This is a genomic window from Streptomyces sp. NPDC049879, assembly GCF_044461265.1.
GTDB lineage: Bacteria > Actinomycetota > Actinomycetes > Streptomycetales > Streptomycetaceae > Streptomyces.
Genome location: NZ_JBITKT010000001.1, coordinates 268859 through 288958, shown reverse-complemented (window position 1 = coordinate 288958; position 20100 = coordinate 268859). Strand labels below are relative to the sequence as shown.

Here is a 20100-nt window from a genome sequence, read left to right as displayed (position 1 = left end):
CCGTACCGAAACCGCTGTCACATGGGCATACGGCCCCATCGGCCCAGGGCTCGCCATGGCCCGGACAGGGAGGTTTCCGCCATGCACACCGTCGCCGTCCTCGCGCTGGACCAGGTGATCCCGTTCGACCTGTCCACGCCGATCGAGGTCTTCACCCGGACCCGCCTGCCCGACGGGCGGCCCGGCTACCGGCTGCGGGTCTGCGCGGAACGCGACGAGATCGACGCGGGCGCCTTCACCCTCCGCGCGCCGTGGAACCTGGAGGGCCTGGCGGACGCGGACACGATCATCGTGCCGGGCATCGCCGACCCCACCACCCCGCTCCCCCCTGCCGTACGCGACGCCCTCCGGTCGGCCGCCGCGTCCGGGACACGGATCGCCTCGCTGTGCGTGGGCACGTTCCCCCTCGCGGCCACCGGCCTCCTCGACGGGCTGCGCGTCACCACCCACTGGCGCGCGGCGGACCTGCTGGCCGCCCTGCACCCGGACCTCACCGTCGACGCGGACGTGCTCTATGTGGACAACGGCCAGTTCCTCACCTCGGCGGGCGCCGCCGCCGGACTGGACCTGTGCCTGCACATGATCCGCCGTGACTACGGCTCGGCCGTCGCCGCCGACGCCGCCCGCCTGTCCGTGATGCCGCTCGAACGCGAGGGCGGCCAGGCACAGTTCATCGTGCACGACCACGCCGTCGCCCCGCAGGGGTCCGAGCTGGAGACGCTGCTGGCCTGGCTGCGGGAGAACCTCGCCCGCGACCTCACCCTGGGCGACATCGCCGCGCAGTGCGGGACCAGCACCCGCACCCTGATCCGGCGCTTCCACCACGTGACCGGCACCACCCCGTTGCAGTGGCTCCACCGGGCCCGCATCCGCCAGGCGCAGCACCTGCTGGAGACCACCGGGCACTCCGTCGAACGCATCGGCCACCAGGTCGGGTTCGGCTCGCCCACCGCTTTCCGCGAGCGCTTCAAGCGCACCACCGGCGTCAGCCCGCAGACCTACCGGCGCACGTTCAGCTGACGGGTGGGCACGGGTGGTCCGGGTGGTCGAGCCACAGTGTGTGGCCGTCAGGGGTGACGGTCGCGCCGAAGCGGCTGACGTCCGGGCGGCCCTGCGCCGTCCACCAGTTGTGTGCCGCCATCACCTCGTCCGCTAGGCGGCGCGGGCCGGACTGCCGCGTGCGGAAACTGTCGTGGCGCTCGCCGTCGTAGTCGATGCACGCCCACGACTCCCCGGCCTCGTCCGCCAGCACCAGCCGCACCGCCACGCCCGCCTCCCCAGGCTCGGCGTCCCACGCGTGCCACACCCCCGGCGCGAGCAGTCCCAAGGCGAACTGCGCGTCCAGGTCCTCCCCCGCCACCGCCCAGGGCGACAGGGCCGTCACCCCGTCATCGGCCCCGGCCATGCCGGACGTGTCGCGCACCAGACCACCGCCGGACGCGGCCGGATCGCGCAGCGGCATGTAGGCGCCGAAGGAGCGGAAACGGCCCTCCGCAACGCCGCCGGTCCGAACCGTCAGGGCGAGCGTCCCGTAGGCACCCCAGGCGGAGTCCCAGGGCGTGACGATCCGCCCCCCGGGCCGCGTCTGCGCCACCCAGGCGTGCGGGACGGCCCGTACCGAACACGTCGCCACGACCACGTCGTACGGCGCCCCCTCCGGCCAACCCCCGGCGCCGTCCGCGCACTCGACCCGGGGGCGCAGGCCGACGCCCGCCAGATTGCGGCGCGCCCGTTCCACGAGTCCGGCGTCGAGATCGACACTCGTCACCGCGTCCTCGCCGAGCCGGTGCGCCAGCAGACCGGCGTGGAATCCGGTCCCCGCGCCGATCTCCAGCACGCGGAACCCCGGGACGGGAGCGGCCAGTTCGAGCATGCGCACCACGGCGCCCGGGGCCGAGGCGGAGGACAGGGGGCGCCGGTAGCCGTCGCCCTCCTCGGCGACCAGGGTGACCACGCTGGCGTCGCCGTACGCGGCGGCCCACCAGCGTTCAGGATCGCGGTCGCGGTCGCACGGCACGTAACCGGCGGCCTGGTCGGACAGCCACACCCGGCCGGGCAGGAACCGGTGCCGGGGCACGGCCCGGAACGCGTCCGCCCACTCGGGCGGCACGGCGTGGCCGAGGCAGGCGGCGGCACCGTCGAGGAGACGGGCGATCCCGGCCTCGGGGGCGTAAGAGGTGATCACGGTCAGGACGTTAGGGGACATGCCCCCACCGCGCAGGGAAACGTGCCGCGTCCCCCGGTGCGGTGGCGCACCGGGGGACGCGGGTGTGGTGGGGGGACGGGGTTACAGCGCCGCCTCGTGCGGCTTGTGCTCCTTGTCGCAGGACTTCTTCAGCTTCACGGTCGCGCTGGCCTCGTTGGACCGCACGCCGTCCGCCGTGGCGACGGCGTGGTTCGTGAGGTGCCCGCAGACGCCCGGGGCCTTCTCGACCTTGTAGCTGCCCTTGCAGGTGACGCTCTCGCCCGGCTCCAGCGTGGTGTCCGGGCAGGTGACGTCGGCGATCAGGTCGTCCTCGACGGTCAGGCCGTCGAGCGTCCGGTCCGTCTCGTTGGTGACCACGTAGAGGTAGTGCACCGTCTCGCCGAACTTGTACGGGCCCTCGTGCTTCGCCTTCTTCTTCAGGTGGAGGCCGCCCTCGTCGGACGGTTCGGTCGGGACCGTCACGGAGTCCGGCGGCGAGACGACCGGCGTACCGTCCGATTCGCCCTCCGCCACCGCGTGGTTGGTGACGAACCCGGCGTCCACGTCCTCCTGGGTGACGACGTAGCTGCCGGTGCAGGTGGTGAACTCGCCCGGCGCCAGCGTGGTCACGGCGCAGGTCACGCCGGTCACACGGTCGTCGTCGACGGTGAGCCCGGTGATCGTCGTGTTGCCGCTGTTGACCACGAGGTACTCGTACTCGATCGTGTCGCCGACCCGGTGGGGACCTGGGTCGAGGGCGGCCTTCTCGATGAGCAGGCCCGGGCGGGCCGGCTCGTTGACGGGTACGGTCACGGTGTCCGGCGGGGACTCCACCGGCGTGCCGTCCGAATCGCCGTTCGCCGTCGCCGTGTTGGCCACGGAACCGGCGTCGCCGTCCGCCGCCGTCACGACGTGGCTGCCGGTGCACGTGGCGCTCTCGCCCGGCGCCAGCGTTGTCGCCGCGCATGTCACATCCGGCACGAGATCGTCCTCGACCGTCACACCGGTGATCGTGGTGTTGCCGGTGTTGGTCACCGTGTAGGTGTATTCGATCGTGTCACCCACCTCGTACGGACCGGGGTCGCCCGCGGACTTGTCGATCATCAGGCCCGGCAGGGCGGGCGGGTTGACCGGGACGGTGACGGTGTCGGGCGGCGAGACGACCGGCGTGCCGCCGGAGTCCCCGTTTGCCGTCGCCGTGTTGGTGACGAGCCCGGTGTCGGCGTCCGCCTCCGTGACCACGTAGCTGCCGGTGCACGTCGTGCTCTCGCCCGGCGCCAGCGTTGTCGCCGCGCATGTCACATCCGGCACGAGATCGTCCTCGACCGTCACACCGGTGATCGTGGTGTTGCCGGTGTTGGTCACCGTGTAGGTGTAGTCGATCGTGTCGCCGACGTCGTAAGGGCCCGGCGCGTCCGGCGCCTTGTCCAGGTGGAGCGACGGCTCCGCCACCGGGTTGACGGGGACGGTGACGGTGTCGGGCGGGGAGACGACCGGCGTGCCGTTGAAGTCCCCGTTTGCCGTCGCCGTGTTGGTGACCGACCCGGTGTCGGAGTCCGCCTCCGTGACCACGTAGCTGCCGGTGCACGTCGTGCTCTGGCCGGGGAACAGCTCCGTCTCCGCGCAGGTCACACCGGTCACGCGGTCGTCCTGGACGGTCAGATCGGTGATCACGGTGTTGCCGCTGTTGGTCACGGTGTACGTGTAGTCGATCGTGTCGCCGACGCCGTAAGGGCCCGGCGCGTCCGCCGCCTTCTCGATCACCAGGCCGGGCGCGGGCGCGGCGACGGCGACCGTCACCGAGTCCGGCGGCGAGACGACCGGCGTGCCGTTGAAGTCCCCGTTCGCCGTCGCCGTGTTGGTGACCGACCCGGCCTCGGCGTCCCCGGCGTCCACCACGTAGACGGCCTGGCACGTCGTGCTCTCGCCCGGCGACAGCACCGTCTGCGGGCAGGTGACACGGCCGACACGGTCGTCCTGGACGTAGACGCCGGTGATCTCGGTGTTGCCGGTGTTGGTGACCACGTACTCGTAGAACACCTGGTCGCCGACCTGGTAGACACGCGGGTCCAGCACCGACTTCTCGATGCCGAGCGAGGGCGTCTGACGCGGGATGACGGGCACGGCCACGCTGTCCGGCGGCGAGGTGACCGTGCCGCCGTCCGAAGTGCCGCTGGCCGTCGCGATGTTGACCACCTGGCCGCGGTCGCCGTCCTCCGGTGTGGCGACGTGGCTGCCGGTGCAGGTCGTGCTCGCGCCCGGCGCCAGCGTCGTCTCGGCACACGTCACGTCCTCGACGACGTCGTCGTCCACCGTGATGCCGGTGATCTCGGTGTTGCCCGTGTTGGTGACCGTGTACGTGTAGTCGATCCGCTGGCCGACCTCGTACGTCGTCCCCGGGAAGGTCTCCTCCTTGTCCAGGTGGATGGCCGGGCTCGGCGCCGGAGCGACGTCCACGGTCGCGTCGTCCGGCGGCGAGGTGACCGTGTCACCGTCCGAAGTACCGGTGGCCGTCGCCGTGTTGGTGACGGAACCGGCGTCGCCGTCCGCCGCCGTCACCACGTAACTGCCCGTGCAGGTCACGCTTTCGCCGGGCGACAGTGTCGTGTCCGGGCACACCACATCCGTGACGTGGTCGTCGGTGACCACGAGATCCGCGATGTCGGTGTTCCCGCTGTTGGTGACGACGTACTCGTACGGCACGCGCGTCCCGACCGGCACCGGGTCGGGCAGCCCGGCGTCGGCCGGGATCTGCTTGATCAGGTTCAGCTGCGGCAGCGCGGCGGCCGAGCTGACCGTGACGTTCCTGATCAGGTGGACGTCCGTGAAGCCGCCTGTGGAGGCCGCGAAGCCGAACTTGTACGTGTCCGGCACCGGCTCGGGCGCGGGCGCGGACAGCACCTGCTGCGGGCCCGCCCCGTCGTTGAAGTCCACCGTGACCGTCACGACCGGGTCGGGCGCGGGGCTGACCTCGACCGTGACCGTGCGGCGCGACGGTTCGAGGAGCGTCTCGGCCTGCTGCGGCGTGACGTCCGCCGGGAGCGAGGTGGTCGGGCCCTGCAACTGGCCGGGCAGCGTGGAGGGCCACGGTCCCGTGGTGGTGAAGTTGCTGGTCGTGGCGGTGATGAAGCAGTACCCCTGCGTCCCGTTGCCGGGGCCGCGCAGGGTGATCACGTTCGGCGCCGGGGCCTGGGTCTGGGTGCCGGACGGCGAGCGCTGCGCGCAGCCGTTGCCGCGCTGCTCCGCGTCGCCGAAGAAGTTGCCGAAGACGTCGAGTCCGACGCCGAGGTAGCCGCGGTTGACGCCCGGCTGGATCGGGCCGTCCGGCTGGCCGTCCGGGGTCTTCTGCGCGTACCCGAGGCTGCCGCCGAACGCGCCGGGCGCCGTGAGGGACGCCGAGCCGTCGATGAGGAAGAACGAGATGCCGTCCGCGGGACCCGCCGTCGTGTTGCCGTACTGCCACTGCTCGAACGTGGCCACGAGGCCCTGCGTCGCCGGGATCGCCTGGCCGTAGAGCACGGCGCCCGTCTGGTCGTTCGACGCGTCGGTCAGCCGCAGGTAGCCGTACGGGGCGCCGTCCGTCGGCGGGACGGGACCCACCGAGTCGGCCGGGCAGCCCTCCAGCGGATGGCCGCCCGCGGGCGGGGTGGCCCCGGCGGGGGCGCCGGTCAGGCAGGCCGCGCCGTAGCCGGTGAAGTTGCCGTCGGCCGTCGCGCCGGTGAAGGTCTCGCTGACCAGCGGCGGGCCCACCGGCTGCGCCAGCGCCGCGGGCGGCGCGACGAGGGCGGCGGCCGTCAGGCCCAGCGCGCCGAGACCCGCCCCGGCCAGCCGCCGCACCTCCAGCAGACTTCGCGCAACGGGACTGCGCGAAACGGGACCGCGCGAAACGGGACTTCGCCCCACAATTCGGACTCTCATGGTCGCTTACCGTAACGGCTCCCCCGCCGCCGTCCGGCCGCCGCGCGGGAAAGCCGCTGCACGGGGGGCGCACGGCATCCGGCGTGCGCCGTTTCGGACGGGGAACCGCTGGTTACCCGTCGCGCGACCCGGCCGGTGTGACACGGGGCACTGCCGGACCGACACCCGAACCCCTGGAGGTGTGGAATGTCGCGGTCAACGCCCACGCGCGACCCGTCCGTCGGCGAGCTGGTGTCCGATGTGACGTCCGACGTGGAGACGCTGTTCCGCCAGGAGACCGCGCTGGCGAAGACGGAGATCCGCGAGGAGGCCGTCCGGGCGGGCTCTTCCGCCGGGATGTTCGGCGTCGCGGGATTCGCCGGTCTGCTGGCCGTCCTCTTCGGATCGCTGGCCGGTGTGTTCGCGCTGGCCCACGTGCTCGACGAGGTGTGGGCGGCGCTGATCGTGGCGGGCGCCTGGGCCGTCATCGGGCTCGTGCTCGCCGTCGCCGGACGGTCGCGCCTGCGCGGCCTCGGCGCCGCGCCGAAGACCGTCGCAAGCCTGAAGGAGGACGCGGAATGGGCCCGTCATCCCACTCGGTGACATCCGACCAGCTGAAGAACGACATCAAGCACACCCGCGCCCGCCTCGGCGCCGACCTGGACGCGCTGGTCCGCAAGGTCCACCCGGCCGGGATCGCCCGCCGCCGGGGCGAACGGGTCCGCGACACGGCGGAACGCGCCCTGCGCCGCGTGTCCCGGCGCCACGGCTGACCCCGCGCGGGGGACCGCGTGACGCACGGCCGACCGGTACCCACCGGCCGGCCGTCCGCCCGTGCACAATGCCCGTACGACGACACCGGTGCATACCGGGGCATTCCCCACCGGCACGACGGGCAGCGGAAACGACGGGCAGCGGAACGGGCGGAACGATGGGCACGCACCACCACCTCTGGCACCGGCGGATGACCGCCCGCGACCGCGACGAGGAGCACCGCACCGCCACCCCCCTGGAACTCTTCTTCGACCTCTGCTTCGTCGTCGCCGTCGCGCAGATCTCCTCCGTCCTGCACCACTTCCTCACCGACGACCGCATCGGCCACGCCGTCCCCGGCTACCTCGCCGCCTTCTTCGCGCTCTGGTGGGCCTGGATGGGCTTCACCTGGTTCGCGTCCGCCTACGACACGGACGACGTCGCCTACCGCGTCGCCGCCCTGGTCACCATCACCGGCGCCCTGATCCTGGCCTCGGGCGTGCGCCGCGCGTTCGACGAGGGCGACTACGCGCTCGTGACGGTGGGCTACACGGTCGGCCGCGTCGCGCTGATCTCCCTGTGGCTGCGCGCCGCGCTCGGAGACCCCGAGGGACGCGGCTCGTCCTACCGCTTCGCCACCGGACTCGCCGTCGTCCAGACACTGTGGCTGCTGTGGCTGCTCCTCCCGCCCGGCGCGCAGATGCCGCTCTTCCCCGTGCTGGCACTGCTGGACGTGTCCGTACCGCTGATCGGTGAACGCGCCCACCGCACTCCGTGGCACCCCGGGCACATCGCCGAGCGCTACGGCTCGTTCACCATGATCGTCCTCGGTGAGTCGGTGTTCGCCGCGTCCCGCGCTGTGCAGAGCTCACTGGACGCGGACACAGCGAACGTGCGGCTGTACGTGCTGGCGGGCGGCGGACTGCTCACCGTCTTCTGCATGTGGTGGCTGTACTTCGCCCGCCCCGCCGAGCACATCCTGACCTCCCCCCGCGCCGGTTTCGTCTGGGGCTACGGGCACTACCTGGTCTTTGCGTCGGCGACCGCCGTGGGCGCCGGCCTCGCCGTGAACGCCGACCATGTCACCCACCACGGCCACCTCGGCCCCACCGCTGCGGCGGCCACCCTCACCGTCCCCGTCGCCGTCTACCTGCTGACGCTGTGGGCCCTCCAGTTCCGCCCGCACCACGCGCGGACCCTCGACTCGGTACGCTTCCCCGCCGCCGCGATGCTCGTCCTCGCCGGAACGTTCACCCGCGCCCCCGGCCTGGTGACGGGCCTGGTGACGACGGCGCTCACCGCGTTCGGCGTCATCGCCTCGCACCGCGCCGCCCGGCGCGAGCACACCGACCACGGCGCGGACCACAGCCCAGATCACAGCTCGGAGACACCCGTACGGGAATGACCCCCTCCGGGCGATACTGGCCGTATGCCGACCGCGCCCGTCCCCACCCGCCCGGAACTGATCGAGCACCTGATCCGCACCCGGATCGCCGGGGACGTCGCGACCCCGCGCGAGAACAACCTCGCGCACTACCGCGAACTGGCGAACGGCAACCCCTACTACTGGCTCGGCCTCGAACTCGGCGACCGCTGGACCGACGAGCAGGACGTCCTCGCCGTCATGGCCGAGCGCTGCGGCGTGGACGAGGACCCCGGCCACCGCCACGGCCAGGACACCATCGACGCCGACCTCACCGTGGACGGCCTCGACCGCGCCGCCACGCTCCTGCGCAAGGCCGCCGCCGGACGCCGCCGCGTCCTCGTCGCCACCGGCCACCCCGGCGGCCTCCTCGACGTCCACGCCCGCACGGCCGCCGCCCTGGCCGCCGCGGGCTGCGACATGGTCGCCGTCCCCCTCGGCCTGACGGCGGACGAGGGCGTCGTCGCCCAGCTCGCGGGCGTCGCGATGTACGAACGCGGCGCGTCCCTGTGGCACACCCACTCGCCGCGCCCCATGGCCGAGATCCTCGACGCGCTGGAACGGGCGGGCGAGGCCCCGCCGGAGCTGGTCGTCGCCGACCACGGCTGGGCGGGCTGCGCCGCGCAGTACGGCATCGACACCATCGGCTACGCCGACTGCAACGACCCCGCACTGTTCCTCGGCGAGGCGGAGGGCACCCTGTCCGTCTGCGTGCCCCTCGACGACCACGTCGAGAACCCCCGCTTCTACGAGCCCATGACCGCCTACCTCCTCGACGCGGCCGGGCTGGGGTGAGGCACCGGCGGGCCGGCGCCCTGGACCCGCTGCTCCCCCGCCACCGGCCGCTGCCCGCGCCCGCCCCCGGCGACATCACCCTGCGCGTCCCCGGTGCCGAGGGCCTGCTGCGCCGCCACCGCCCCGCACCCGAGTCGTTCGACGCGAGCTGGCACGCCGCCGAGCAGTACCAGCTGCACGCCTGCCCCGACCCGCGCCTCCCCGAGCCCGCCCGTACGGCCGCCCTCGGCGCGCTCCTCGCCGCCTGGCACCACGCGCTGCCGCCGCTGGGCCACGACAGCGAGGCCGTCTTCACCTGGCCCAGCCGTGACGCCGCCCTCACCCCGCTGCTGCTCGCCCACGGCATGGTGCCCAAGCGCATCGCCGCCGTACGCCCGGCACGCCGCCCCCTGCCCGCGCCCCGCACCGGGCCGCGCACGATGATCCGCCCCTTCGACCCCGCGTGGGCGGCGGAGGCCGCCGGACTGTGGCTGGACGGCATGCGCTGGGACGCCCAGTTCGGCTCCTGCGTCATCCGGCCCTCGACGGCCGCCAACATCCGGCTGCGCCTCGCCCGCTCACTCGTCTGGGTGGCGGAACGGCAACGGCGCGTGGTCGGGCTGCTCGCCGCCGAGGACCCGCGGGGGGCGCGCGCCGGGCGCACCGGCTACATCAGCTCGCTCCTCGTCGCGGCCCCCCACCGCGGCGACGGCATCGGCTCGGCACTGGTCCGCACGGCCCACGCGGCGCTGGACGAGGCGGGCTGCCCCGCGACGCTGCTGCACTACGCGGCGCTGAGCCCCGTCTCAGGGCCGTTCTGGCACCGCCACGGCTACCGCCCGCTGTGGACCACCTGGGTACGCCGGGGGCCCCTCGGCCCCGCTACCCCAGGGTCCTCGGCACCCGCATCAGCCCCTCCTGCACCACCGACACCGCCAGCCGCCCGTCCCGCGTGAAGATCCGCCCCTGCGCCAGCCCACGCCCGCCCTGCGACGTCGGCGAGTCCGTGTCGTACAGCAGCCACTCGTCCGCCCGGAACGGCCGGTGGAACCACATCGCGTGGTCCAGGCTGGCGCCCACGATGTCGCCCGTCATCCAGCCGCCCCGCCCGTGCGCGAGCAGCACGGAGTCCAGCAGGTTCATGTCCGAGACATACGTCCCCAGCACCACGTGCGTCACCGGCGTGTCGTGCTCCCCGGCGAGCTTCCCGTCGATCCGGAACCACACCTGGGAACGCGGCTCCCGCGCCTGGCCCGGCGTGGCGAACGGCGGGTCCGCCACGTACCGCAGGTCGATGGCCCGCCGCGCCTCCAGCAGCAGCTCCACCACGCCCGGGTCCCAGAAGCGGTCCGCGTAGCGCGGCAGCAGCTCCTCGGCGGGCGGCAGCGTCTCCGGGTCGGGCGCGTCCGGCATGGCCACCTGGTGGTCGAGCCCCTCCTCCGGCTCCTGGAACGAGGCCGACAGGTGGAAGATCGCCTGCCCGTGCTGCACGGCCGCCACCCGCCGCGTCGTGAACGACCGGCCGTCCCTGATCCGGTCCACGGTGTAGACGATCGGCGCGCCGGGGTCCCCGGGGCGCAGGAAGTACGAGTGCAGCGAGTGCGGCAGCCGCTCCTCGGGAACGGTCCGGCAGGCCGCCACGAGCGCCTGCGCGGCGACCTGGCCGCCGAAGACCCGGGGGATCACGGACGCGTGGCTCGCGCCCCGGAAGATGTCCTGCTCGATGCGTTCGAGGTCCAGCAGGTCGATCAGGTACTGGAGAGTAGGGTCCATGCGCCGATTCTGCCCGGCCGGCGCCGGAGCAGCGCGAAGGCCCCGGTCCAGGGGACCGGGGCCTTCGTCTTTCCGTAGCGGGGACAGGATTTGAACCTGCGACCTCTGGGTTATGAGCCCAGCGAGCTACCGAGCTGCTCCACCCCGCGTCGTTGTGTCTCCACCTTAGCCCTGGCCGCGTCCGGCGTGCAAATCGGCGGTCAGGCGCGGGCTCCGCACTCGGGACAGCGCCCGTAGTAGGTCACCGTGACGTCGGAGACGGTGAAGCCGAACCGTTCCGCCTCGGGCAGCGCGCCCATCGGGTCGGAGACGAGGTGGACGTCCCGCATCGTGCCGCAGCCCGAGCAGACGAGGTGCTGGTGCGGGCGGTGGGCGTTCGGGTCGTACCGCTTGGCGCGGCCGCCCTCGGTGGTGACCTCCATCACCTCGCCCAGCGCGACCAGTTCGCCCAGGGTGTTGTAGACGGAGGCGCGCGAGATCTCCGGCAGGCGCTCGACGGCGCGCGCGTGCACCTCGTCCGCCGTGTAGTGCACGTGTTCGCCGTCCAGCACTTCGGCGATGACCCGCCGCTGGGCGGTCAGCCGCCAGCCGCGTCCGCGCAGGCGCTCCAGCAGGTCACTCATGTCGTCCACCCTAACTGTGGGTCCCGGTCCGGCCAACGACTCGGTACGCTTTCAGGAGTCGTCTTGACTTAGACTATGTCCAATATAGGATCGGATGAACGCGAAGGCCAAGGGCCCGCGCCGCACGAGACCTGAGAGCTGAAGGGCGTGACAGGTAAATGACCGACCAGATCGCAGCGGGACCGCTCACCACCGAGACGGGCGCCCCCGTCGCGGACAACCAGCAGAGCCAGAGCGCGGGCCCCGGCGGTCCCGTCCTGATCCAGGACCAGCTGCTCATCGAGAAGCTGGCCCACTTCAACCGTGAGCGGATCCCGGAGCGCGTGGTGCACGCCCGCGGCGCCGGCGCGTACGGCACCTTCACCGTCACCGCCGACGCGACCCCGTACACCCGGGCGAAGTTCCTGTCCGAGATCGGCAAGCAGACCGAGGTCTTCCTGCGCTTCTCCACCGTCGCGGGCAACCTCGGCGCGGCGGACGCGGTGCGCGACCCGCGCGGCTTCTCGCTGAAGTTCTACACCGAGGAAGGCAACTACGACCTCGTCGGGAACAACACCCCGGTCTTCTTCATCCGGGACGCCATCAAGTTCCCCGACTTCATCCACACCCAGAAGCGCGACCCGTACACCGGCTCGCAGGAGGCGGACAACGTCTGGGACTTCTGGGGTCTGTCGCCCGAGTCCACCCACCAGGTGACCTGGCTGTTCGGCGACCGCGGCATCCCGGCCTCCTACCGCCACATGGACGGCTTCGGCTCGCACACGTTCCAGTGGTCGAACGAGGCGGGCGAGGCGTTCTGGGTCAAGTACCACTTCAAGACGGACCAGGGCATCGAGACCCTGACCGCCGCGGACGCCGCCGTCCTGGCCGGCGCCGACCCGGACAGCCACCAGCGCGACCTGCGCGAGTCCATCGAGCGCGGCGAGTACCCGACCTGGACGGTGTCGGTGCAGATCATGCCGGCCGCCGAGGCCGCGACGTACCGCTTCAACCCGTTCGACCTCACCAAGGTGTGGCCGCACGCGGACTACCCGCTGGTCGAGATCGGCAAGCTGGAGCTGAACCGCAACCCGCAGAACGTCTTCGCCGAGGTCGAGCAGTCGATCTTCTCCCCGCACCACTTCGTGCCGGGCATCGGCCCCTCGCCGGACAAGATGCTGCAGGGCCGCCTGTTCGCGTACGGCGACGCGCACCGCTACCGCGTCGGCATCAACGCCGACCAGCTGCCCGTCAACCGCCCGCACGCCACCGAGGCCAACAGCCACGGCCGTGACGGCGCGGCGTACGACGGCCGCCACGGCGGCGCGAAGAACTACGAGCCCAACAGCTTCGGCGGCCCGGCGCAGACCGACCGCCCGCTGTGGGAGCCCGTCCCCGTCCAGGGCCTCACCGGCGACCACGTGACGCCGCTGCACGCCGAGGACAACGACTTCGTCCAGGCCGGGAACCTCTACCGCCTGATGACGGACGAGGAGAAGGACCGTCTGATCGAGAACCTGGCGGGCAGCATCGCCGGTGTCTCCCGTGAGGACATCGCCGAGCGGGCCATCGAGAACTTCCGCAAGGCGGACGAGGACTACGGCAAGCGGCTCCAGGCCGCGGTCCAGGCCCTCCGCGCCTGAGCGAACTCCGCTCCGGCGGACCGTTTGCCGTAACCCCCCGGGGCGGCCGGTGCATCCCACCGGCCGCCCCGGTGCATGTCGTACGGGCGGGTCAGCCGCCGAGGCCGCGCAGCAGCTCGTCGTGCAGCAGCCCGTTGGAGGCCGCGGCGTCCGCGCCGAACGGGCCGTCCACGCCGTCGAGCCCGGTGAAGCGCCCGCCCGCCTCCTGCACGACGATCGCGGGCGCCGCCATGTCCCACAGGGACAGCTCGGGCTCGGCGCAGATGTCCACCGAGCCCTCGGCGACCATCATGTACGACCAGAAGTCGCCGTACGCCCGCGTGCGCCAGCAGGCGCGCGTCAGGTCGAGGAACGCGCCGAGGCGGTTGCGCTCCTGCCAGCCGGACAGCGACGAGTAGGAGAACGAGGCGTCCTGCAGGCGCGCCACCCGCGAGACGTGGAGGCGGGTCGCGGACGACAGGCTGCGCCCGGTGTACGCGCCCCCGCCGAGCTGGGCCCACCAGCGGCGGCCGAGCGCGGGCGCGGAGACGACGCCGACGACGGGCCGGTCACCGCCCTCGCCGCGCTCCACCAGCGAGATCAGCGTGGCCCAGACGGGGACGCCCCGCACGTAGTTCTTGGTCCCGTCGATGGGGTCGATCACCCAGCGGCGCGGCCCGCCCCCCGCGCTGCCGTACTCCTCGCCCAGCACCGCGTCCCTGGGCCTGGCCCGCTGGAGGGAGGAGCGGAGCAGTTCCTCGGCGGCCCGGTCGGCCTCGGTGACCGGCGTCATGTCCGGCTTGGTCTCGACCTTGAGGTCGAGCGCCTTGAACCGGTCCATGGTGGTGGCGTCCGCGGCGTCGGCCAGGACATGGGCAAGGCGCAGATCATCGTGGTAATCGGGCATGCCCCCAGTATTCCGGCTAGCCATGCCCAGTCGGACACCACCCGCCGGGCATACGAATGATGATCCGGTCAGTCACCCTCGTGTCGCTCGCGCGTGGCCAGCAGCCGCCGCAGCGAGAAGAGCCGCGCCGGGTCCGCGTGCCCCGCCGCCACCCACGCGTCCAGCGCGCAGTCGGGCTCGTCGTGGCTGCACGCCCGCGGGCACTCGGCGGTCCCCGGCTCCAGGTCGGGGAACGCGTGGATCACCCGGGAGGGGTCGATGTGGTGCAGGCCGAACGACCGCACGCCCGGCGTGTCGATCACCCAGCCCGGCATGTCGGGCAGCGGCAGCGCGAGCGCGGAGACCGTCGTGTGGCGGCCCCGGCCCGTCACCGCGTTCACCACGCCCGTGGCGCGCTGCCGCTCGGGCACCAGCGCGTTCACCAGCGTCGTCTTCCCGACACCGCTGTGCCCGACGAACGCGGTGGTCCTGCCGGTCAGCAGCTCCCGCACCTCGGCGACGGCCGCCGTCGCGTCCCCGCCCTCGTCAAACTCCTCGGCGCTGGTCACCACATGACGGACGCCCAGCGGCGCGTACGTGTCGAGCAGCGGCGCCGGGGACGCCAAGTCGGCCTTGGTGAGGATCAGCAGCGGTTCGAGCCCGGCGTCGTACGCCGCGACGAGGCAGCGGTCGATCAGGCGCGGCCGCGGCTCGGGGTCGGCGAGCGCTGTGACGATGGCGAGCTGGTCCGCGTTGGCCACCACCACGCGCTCGAACGGGTCGTCGTCGTCCGCCGTGCGCCGCAGCGTGGACGTGCGCTCCTCGACGCGGACGACCCGGGCCAGGGTGTCCTTGCGGCCCGACAGGTCGCCGACGACGGCCACGCGGTCGCCGACGACCACGCTCTTGCGGCCCAGCTCGCGGGCCTTCATGGCGGTGACCGTCCGGTCCTCCACCAGGCACGTCACCCGGCCGCGGTCCACGGTGAGGACGAGGCCCTCCCGCGCGTCCTCGTGCGCGGGGCGGCGCTGCGTGCGGGGTCTGCTGCCCCGGCGCCCGGGGCGGACGGGGATGTCGTCCTCGTCGGGGTTCTTGCCGTACCGGCGCATCGCGGCGGCCCGGTCCCTACGCCGCGTCCCCGGCGAGCATGGCCCGCCACATGTCGGGGAAGTCCGGCATGGTCTTGCCCGTGGTCGCGATGTCCTCCACCTCGATGCCCTCCACCGCCAGGCCGATGACGGCGGCGGCGGTGGCGAGGCGGTGGTCCTCGTACGTGTGGAAGACACCGCCGTGCAGCGGGCGCGGGCGGATGCGCAGGCCGTCCTCGGTCTCGGTGACGTCGCCGCCCAGGGAGTTGATTTCCTTGGTGAGCGCGGCCAGGCGGTCCGTCTCGTGCAGCCGCAGGTGGGAGACGCCGCGCAGCACCGACTCGCCCTCGGCAAGCGCCGCGACGGCCGCGATGCCCGGCGTCAGCTCGCCGACCTCGCTCAGGTCGGCGTCGATGCCGAGGACGCGCCCGGTGCCGGTGAGCGTCAGCCCGCGCTCGTCGAGCGTGCAGGAGCCGCCCATGGCGGTGAGGATGTCGCGCAGCGCGTCGCCCGGCTGCGTCGTCCGCACGGGCCAGTCGGGGATGGTGACGCGGCCGCCGGTGATCAGCGCGGCGGCGAGGAACGGCTGCGCGTTCGACAGGTCGGGCTCGATCACGAGGTCACGGCCGAGGAGGGCGCCGGGGGTGACGCGCCAGACGTTCGGCTCGCCGCCGGAGTCGGGCGAGTCCACCTGGACACCGGCGGCGCGCAGCATGTCCACCGTCATGCGGATGTGGGGCAGCGACGGGAGGGTGCGGCCGGTGTGGCGCAGTTCGACGCCCTGGTTGAAGCGGGGCGCGGACAGCAGCAGCGCGCTGATGAACTGGGACGACGACGACGCGTCCACCTCCACGTACCCGCCGTCGAGCGAACCGGCGCCGTGGACCGTCATCGGCAGGCCGCCGCGGCCCTCGTCGTCGATCCTGGCGCCGAGGGCGCGCAGCGCGTCGATGAGCGAGTGGAGCGGCCGCACGTGCGAGCGCGGGTCGCCGTCGAAGCGGACCGGGCCCTCGGCGAGGGCGGCCAGCGGCGGCAGGAAGCGCATGACCGTGCCCGCGTTGCCGACGTCCACGGCGGCGGGCGCCTGCGGCGCGGCCGGGATGACCCGCCACGACTCGCCGCGCCCGCTGGGCAGGCCGGAGACGGCGGAGCTGGAGGACAGGGTCTCCTCGATGCCGATGCCGAGGGAGCGCAGCGCGTCGGCCATCAGCAGGGTGTCGCGGGAGCGCAGCGGGCGGCGCAGCCAGGAGGAGTCGGCGGCCAGGGCGGCGAGGACGAGCGCGCGGTTGGTGACCGACTTCGATCCCGGCACGGTGACGGTCGCATCGATCGTGCCCGCGGCGGACGGCGCGGGCCAGAGCGCGAGGGTTTCGCTGTGCTGGTCGGTCATGCCCCTCACTCTAGTGCGCGACGCGCCGCGATCCCCTTGTCCCGCCCGGCTCAGAGCATCAGCAGCCGCGTCCCGCCTCCGAAGAGTGACACCAGCGCGACGGCGTGGAAGAACAGCAACCAGGCGAACGCGGGTACGTGCGTGAGCCGCGACAGCTGGTCCGCGTCCGAGTCCCGCGCGGCACCCCTGCGCCGCTTGACCTGGAGTTCGAACACGGGCCGCACCCCGCCCATGAGCAGCAGCCACACGACGACGTAGGCGAACGCGGCCTGGACGTCCGGCTCGGTCAGCCAGGAGACGGAGAGGAAGACGGCGGCGGTGACGACGACCGTGAGCGCTCCGTAAGCGTTGCGCACCATCACCAGGAGCGCCAGCAGGAGCGCCGTCGCGCCCCACAGGAGCGCGGTCGTGCGCCCGGCGGACAGGAGGACGGCGCCGCCGAGGCCGAGGAGGGAGGGGGCGGTGTACCCGGCGGCGGCGGTGAGGATCATGCCGGGGCCGGTGGGGCGTCCGCGCGAGACGGTGAGGCCCGAGGTGTCCGAGTGGAGCCTGATGCCGTCGAGCTTGCGGCCGGTGAGCAGGGCCACGAGGCCGTGGCCGCCCTCGTGGGCGATGGTGATCGTGTTGCGCGTCCAGCGCCAGACGCCGAGCGGCGCGACGGCCGCGAAGGCGACGGCCGCCGTCAGGACTATGAGCCACATGTCGGGCGCGGGCTGCGTGCCCGTGACGCGGTCCCAGACCTCGGTGATGTCGGCGGTGTCCATGGTCCCCCCTGGGTGGACGGTCGTCGGGCGCCCGATCCTACGAGGCGCCGGGCGGGCCGGGCCCGCACGGTGCCGTTGCCCCGCGCCGCCGCCGCGCGAACCCCGTACGGCCGTTCCCCGCCCGCGTCCGCCCGCACGAACACGTTCGTTACGATCGCCGTGTGGCCACCAGGAGAGAACCGATAAGCCGCCGCGAGCGGCCCGCCAAGCCCGCGCTGACGCGCCGGGGCATCGTGGAGACCGCCGTGCGCGTCATGCGCGCCGAGGGCCTGGAGAAGGTGACCATGCGCCGCCTGGCGCAGGAGCTGGACACCGGCCCGGCCTCGCTGTACGTGTACGTCGCGAACACCGCCGAGCTGCACGCGGCCGTCCTCGACGCGCTGCTCGGCGACGTGGACCTGTCCGGCGACGGCGCGGGCGCCGGCTGGCGGGACCAGCTGCTCGCCGTGCTGACCTCGTACTCCCGCGTGCTGTTCGCGCACCCGCAGCTGGCGCGCTCCGCACTGGTGGCGCGGCCGAGCGGCGGGAACTACCTGCGGCTCGTCGAACGCGTCCTGGCGCTGCTCGCGCTCAGCGGCGCCCCCGCGGAGCAGGCCGCCTGGGGCGTGGACAAGCTGCTCCAGGACGCGACGGCGACGGCCGCCGAGCAGTCCGCGCAGGAGCAGGACCCGGCCGCGCGGGACGAGTGGGACGCCACCGTACGGGCGCTCGACACCGTCGACGAGGCCACGCACCCCGCGATCAGGGCCCACATGCCCGCGCTGGTCTCCGGCTCCGCCGAGGAGCGGCTGCGGTGGGGCTTCGACGTCCTGGTGAACGGCATCACCCACACCCCCGTCCCCGGCCCCACGGCCTGACGCAGGGCCCCTCCTGGACACGCCGGACAACCCGCCGACCTGCGACGAACTTGTTCGTGCCGAACGCGTTCGTTACAGTGGGGGTGTCCTCGCGGAACCCCGCGCCACGCGGCAGACCAACACCCCAGGAGGAACCGATGACCACCCCCCACCACCCCATCGCGATCATCGGCGGCGGCCTCAGCGGCCTCGTCGCCGCCCGCGTCCTGCACGTCGCCGGCATCGAGGCGACGATCTTCGAACTCGACGCGTCCCCCGAGGCCCGCACCCAGGGCGGCATGCTCGACATCCACGACGACAGCGGCCAGCTCGCCCTCCGCGCGGCGGGCCTCCACGACGACTTCCGCGCGCTCGTGCACCCCGGCGGCGAGTCCCTGCGCATCCTCGGCCCCGACGGCACCGTCCACATCTCCGAGGAGGACGACGGCACCGGCGGCCGCCCCGAGGTGGACCGCGGCGACCTGCGCGACCTCCTCCTGCGCTCCCTGCCCGAGGGCACCATCCGCTGGGGCAGCAAGATGACCGGCGTCCGGCCGCTGGGCGACGGCCGCCACGAGGTGACGTTCGCCGACGGCTCCGCGATCACCACCGACCTCCTCGTCGGCGGCGACGGCGCGTGGTCGCGCGTCCGGCCGCTGGTCTCCGACGCCAGGCCCGCGTACACGGGCATCACCTTCGTCGAGACCGACCTGTACGACGCCGACACCCGGCACCCGCGCAGCGCGGCGGTCATCGGCGGCGGCTCCTTCATGTGCCTCGGCGACCGGCGCGCCATGCTCGCCCACCGCGAGACCGACGGCAGCCTGCACGTCTACACCGCGCTCAGGGCCGACGAGGACTGGGCCGACACGGTCGACACGAAGGACCCCGCGGCCCTCAAGGCCGCCGTCCTCGCCCACTTCGCGAACTGGGACGAGTCCCTGCGCGCCCTCGTCGCCGACGCCGACGGCACCCCCACGCTGCGCCGCATCCACGCCCTGCCCGTCGGCCACCGCTGGGAGCGGACGCCCGGCGTGACGCTGCTCGGCGACGCCGCGCACCTGATGTCCCCGTTCGCCGGGGAGGGCGCCAACCTGGCGATGCACGACGGCGCCGAGTTCGCCCGGGCCGTCGCCGCGCACCCCGGGGACGCCGAGGCGGGGCTGGCCGCGTACGAGGCGGGGATGTTCCGCCGCGCCGAGGCCTCGGCCGCCGAGTCCGCCGCGAGCCTGGAGAGCATGTTCGGTGACCACGGCCTGGAAGACCTCGTCGCCTTCTTCTCCCAGGGCCCGGCGGCCGCCTGACACCGCGAGGAGGAGACCGTGACCCCCAACCGGCAGCACACGTTCCGGCCCCGGCCGGGCCTCGCCCTCCCTGTGCGCGACGCGGGAACGGGCAGCCCGGTGCTCGTCCTCCACGGCGGCCCGGGGCCGGACAGCGTCACCCCGCTCGTCGAGCACCTCGCCGCGCGCCACCGCGTCCTGGCACCCACCCACCCCGGCTGGGACGGGACCCCGCGGCCCGGCGGCCTGGACTCCGTGACGGCCCTCGCCGCCGTCCACCTCGACCTGCTCGCCGGTCTCGACCTGCTCGGCGTGACGGTCGTCGGGACGTCCTTCGGCGGCTGGGCCGCCGCCCGGATGGCCGTCGGCGACCGCGACGGGCGGATCTCCCGGCTCGTGCTGATCGACGCCATCGGTCCCGACATACCCGGCCAGGCCGTCACGCCGCCCGCCGGACGGCTTTCCGCCCTCGACGCCTACACGGGCCGGGGCATGCACGACCCGGAACTGCTGCCCGCCCTCGCCGCCGTCACGTACCCCGTCCTGGTGCTCTGGGGCGCCGAGGACAAGGTGGTGACCCCGGACTTCGGGGCCGCCTACGCCGCCGCCTTCCCGGACGGCCGGTTCGTCCTCGTCCCCGGCGCGGGGCACCTGCCGATCCGGGAGGAGCCGGAGGCTGTCCTCACCGCGCTGGACGCCTTCCTGGCCGCTCCCTGACCGCCCACGGGAGAAGGCACCGCCGCCCCGTCGGGAACACCGGACCCGCCGTCGGCGGCGGGCGGCTCGGGAACGGACTCCGGCTGCACAGGCCCGACGAAAGTCCC

At 73.5% G+C, this 20100-nt stretch carries 18 protein-coding genes and 1 tRNA gene; 10 read left to right on the top strand and 9 right to left on the bottom strand.

The window, feature by feature from the left end; all coding sequences use genetic code 11:
• Positions 1–81 precede the first annotated feature (81 nt).
• Complete coding sequence (locus ACIBPC_RS01300; RefSeq protein ID WP_398840452.1) at positions 82–1020, top strand: GlxA family transcriptional regulator; 939 nt, start codon at positions 82–84, stop codon at positions 1018–1020.
• Here ACIBPC_RS01300 and ACIBPC_RS01295 read toward each other — a convergent pair.
• Positions 1013–2185 (bottom strand): methyltransferase domain-containing protein, encoded by a 1173-nt coding sequence (locus ACIBPC_RS01295; protein ID WP_398840450.1) that lies wholly within the window; start codon positions 2183–2185, stop codon positions 1013–1015. The two genes, ACIBPC_RS01300 and ACIBPC_RS01295, sit on opposite strands and share 8 nt — an antisense overlap.
• A gap of 102 nt (positions 2186–2287) precedes the next feature.
• Positions 2288–6022 (bottom strand): hypothetical protein, encoded by a 3735-nt coding sequence (locus tag ACIBPC_RS01290; protein WP_398840449.1) that lies wholly within the window; start codon positions 6020–6022, stop codon positions 2288–2290.
• A gap of 267 nt (positions 6023–6289) precedes the next feature.
• Here ACIBPC_RS01290 and ACIBPC_RS01285 point away from each other — a divergent pair, with 267 nt between their 5' ends.
• The 5 genes from ACIBPC_RS01285 to ACIBPC_RS01265 all read left to right on the top strand — a co-directional run bounded on the left by ACIBPC_RS01285 (position 6290) and on the right by ACIBPC_RS01265 (position 9988).
• On the top strand, positions 6290–6685 hold the full coding sequence (locus ACIBPC_RS01285) for a phage holin family protein (RefSeq protein WP_362964755.1): 396 nt from the start codon (positions 6290–6292) through the stop codon (positions 6683–6685).
• On the top strand, positions 6661–6855 hold the full coding sequence (locus ACIBPC_RS01280; RefSeq protein WP_362964757.1) for a DUF3618 domain-containing protein: 195 nt from the start codon (positions 6661–6663) through the stop codon (positions 6853–6855). Before ACIBPC_RS01285 ends, ACIBPC_RS01280 begins: the two co-directional genes overlap by 25 nt.
• Before the next feature lie 158 nt (positions 6856–7013).
• Positions 7014–8240, top strand: coding sequence for a low temperature requirement protein A (locus ACIBPC_RS01275; protein WP_398840446.1), 1227 nt, complete (start codon positions 7014–7016; stop codon positions 8238–8240).
• 24 nt (positions 8241–8264) lie between these two features.
• Positions 8265–9053: a phosphatase gene (locus ACIBPC_RS01270; RefSeq protein WP_362964761.1), complete on the top strand. Its 789-nt coding sequence runs from the start codon at positions 8265–8267 to the stop codon at positions 9051–9053.
• Positions 9050–9988 (top strand): GNAT family N-acetyltransferase, encoded by a 939-nt coding sequence (locus ACIBPC_RS01265; protein WP_362964763.1) that lies wholly within the window; start codon positions 9050–9052, stop codon positions 9986–9988. Before ACIBPC_RS01270 ends, ACIBPC_RS01265 begins: the two co-directional genes overlap by 4 nt.
• On the opposite strand, the gene ACIBPC_RS01260 is transcribed toward ACIBPC_RS01265, so the two are convergent.
• The 3 genes from ACIBPC_RS01260 to ACIBPC_RS01250 all read right to left on the bottom strand — a co-directional run bounded on the left by ACIBPC_RS01260 (position 9915) and on the right by ACIBPC_RS01250 (position 11428).
• The gene (locus ACIBPC_RS01260) at positions 9915–10805 is read right to left on the bottom strand and encodes an acyl-CoA thioesterase (protein ID WP_398840444.1); all 891 of its coding nucleotides are present in this window, start codon (positions 10803–10805) and stop codon (positions 9915–9917) included. The two genes, ACIBPC_RS01265 and ACIBPC_RS01260, sit on opposite strands and share 74 nt — an antisense overlap.
• Before the next feature lie 75 nt (positions 10806–10880).
• Positions 10881–10954: transfer RNA gene (locus ACIBPC_RS01255), tRNA-Met, on the bottom strand.
• Positions 10955–11005: 51 nt separating this feature from the next.
• Complete coding sequence (locus ACIBPC_RS01250) at positions 11006–11428, bottom strand: Fur family transcriptional regulator (protein ID WP_362964767.1); 423 nt, start codon at positions 11426–11428, stop codon at positions 11006–11008.
• 170 nt (positions 11429–11598) lie between these two features.
• On the opposite strand from ACIBPC_RS01250, the gene ACIBPC_RS01245 reads away from it, so the two are divergent.
• A complete protein-coding gene (locus ACIBPC_RS01245) occupies positions 11599–13050 on the top strand; it encodes a catalase (RefSeq protein ID WP_398841738.1) in 1452 nt (483 codons plus the stop codon).
• A 91-nt stretch (positions 13051–13141) separates the two neighbouring features.
• On the opposite strand, the gene hisN is transcribed toward ACIBPC_RS01245, so the two are convergent.
• From hisN to ACIBPC_RS01225, 4 genes are all read right to left on the bottom strand, one after another.
• A complete protein-coding gene (gene hisN / locus ACIBPC_RS01240) occupies positions 13142–13936 on the bottom strand; it encodes a histidinol-phosphatase (protein ID WP_362964769.1) in 795 nt (264 codons plus the stop codon).
• Positions 13937–14004: 68 nt separating this feature from the next.
• The gene (gene rsgA, locus ACIBPC_RS01235) at positions 14005–15024 is read right to left on the bottom strand and encodes a ribosome small subunit-dependent GTPase A (protein ID WP_398840441.1); all 1020 of its coding nucleotides are present in this window, start codon (positions 15022–15024) and stop codon (positions 14005–14007) included.
• A 16-nt stretch (positions 15025–15040) separates the two neighbouring features.
• Positions 15041–16393 carry a 3-phosphoshikimate 1-carboxyvinyltransferase gene (gene aroA / locus ACIBPC_RS01230; protein ID WP_362964773.1) on the bottom strand — a complete coding sequence of 451 codons (1353 nt, stop codon included), beginning with the start codon at positions 16391–16393 and terminating at the stop codon, positions 15041–15043.
• A gap of 50 nt (positions 16394–16443) precedes the next feature.
• Positions 16444–17157, bottom strand: a complete 714-nt coding sequence (locus ACIBPC_RS01225; protein WP_362964775.1) for a M50 family metallopeptidase — start codon at positions 17155–17157, stop codon at positions 16444–16446.
• A 161-nt stretch (positions 17158–17318) separates the two neighbouring features.
• On the opposite strand from ACIBPC_RS01225, the gene ACIBPC_RS01220 reads away from it, so the two are divergent.
• The 3 genes from ACIBPC_RS01220 (at position 17319) to ACIBPC_RS01210 (ending at position 19993) form a co-directional block, all read left to right on the top strand.
• A complete protein-coding gene (locus ACIBPC_RS01220; RefSeq protein WP_362964777.1) occupies positions 17319–18014 on the top strand; it encodes a TetR/AcrR family transcriptional regulator in 696 nt (231 codons plus the stop codon).
• 137 nt (positions 18015–18151) lie between these two features.
• Positions 18152–19297, top strand: a complete 1146-nt coding sequence (locus ACIBPC_RS01215; protein ID WP_398840438.1) for an FAD-dependent oxidoreductase — start codon at positions 18152–18154, stop codon at positions 19295–19297.
• A gap of 18 nt (positions 19298–19315) precedes the next feature.
• Positions 19316–19993 carry an alpha/beta fold hydrolase gene (locus tag ACIBPC_RS01210; protein ID WP_398840436.1) on the top strand — a complete coding sequence of 226 codons (678 nt, stop codon included), beginning with the start codon at positions 19316–19318 and terminating at the stop codon, positions 19991–19993.
• The last annotated feature ends 107 nt before the right edge of the window (positions 19994–20100 follow it).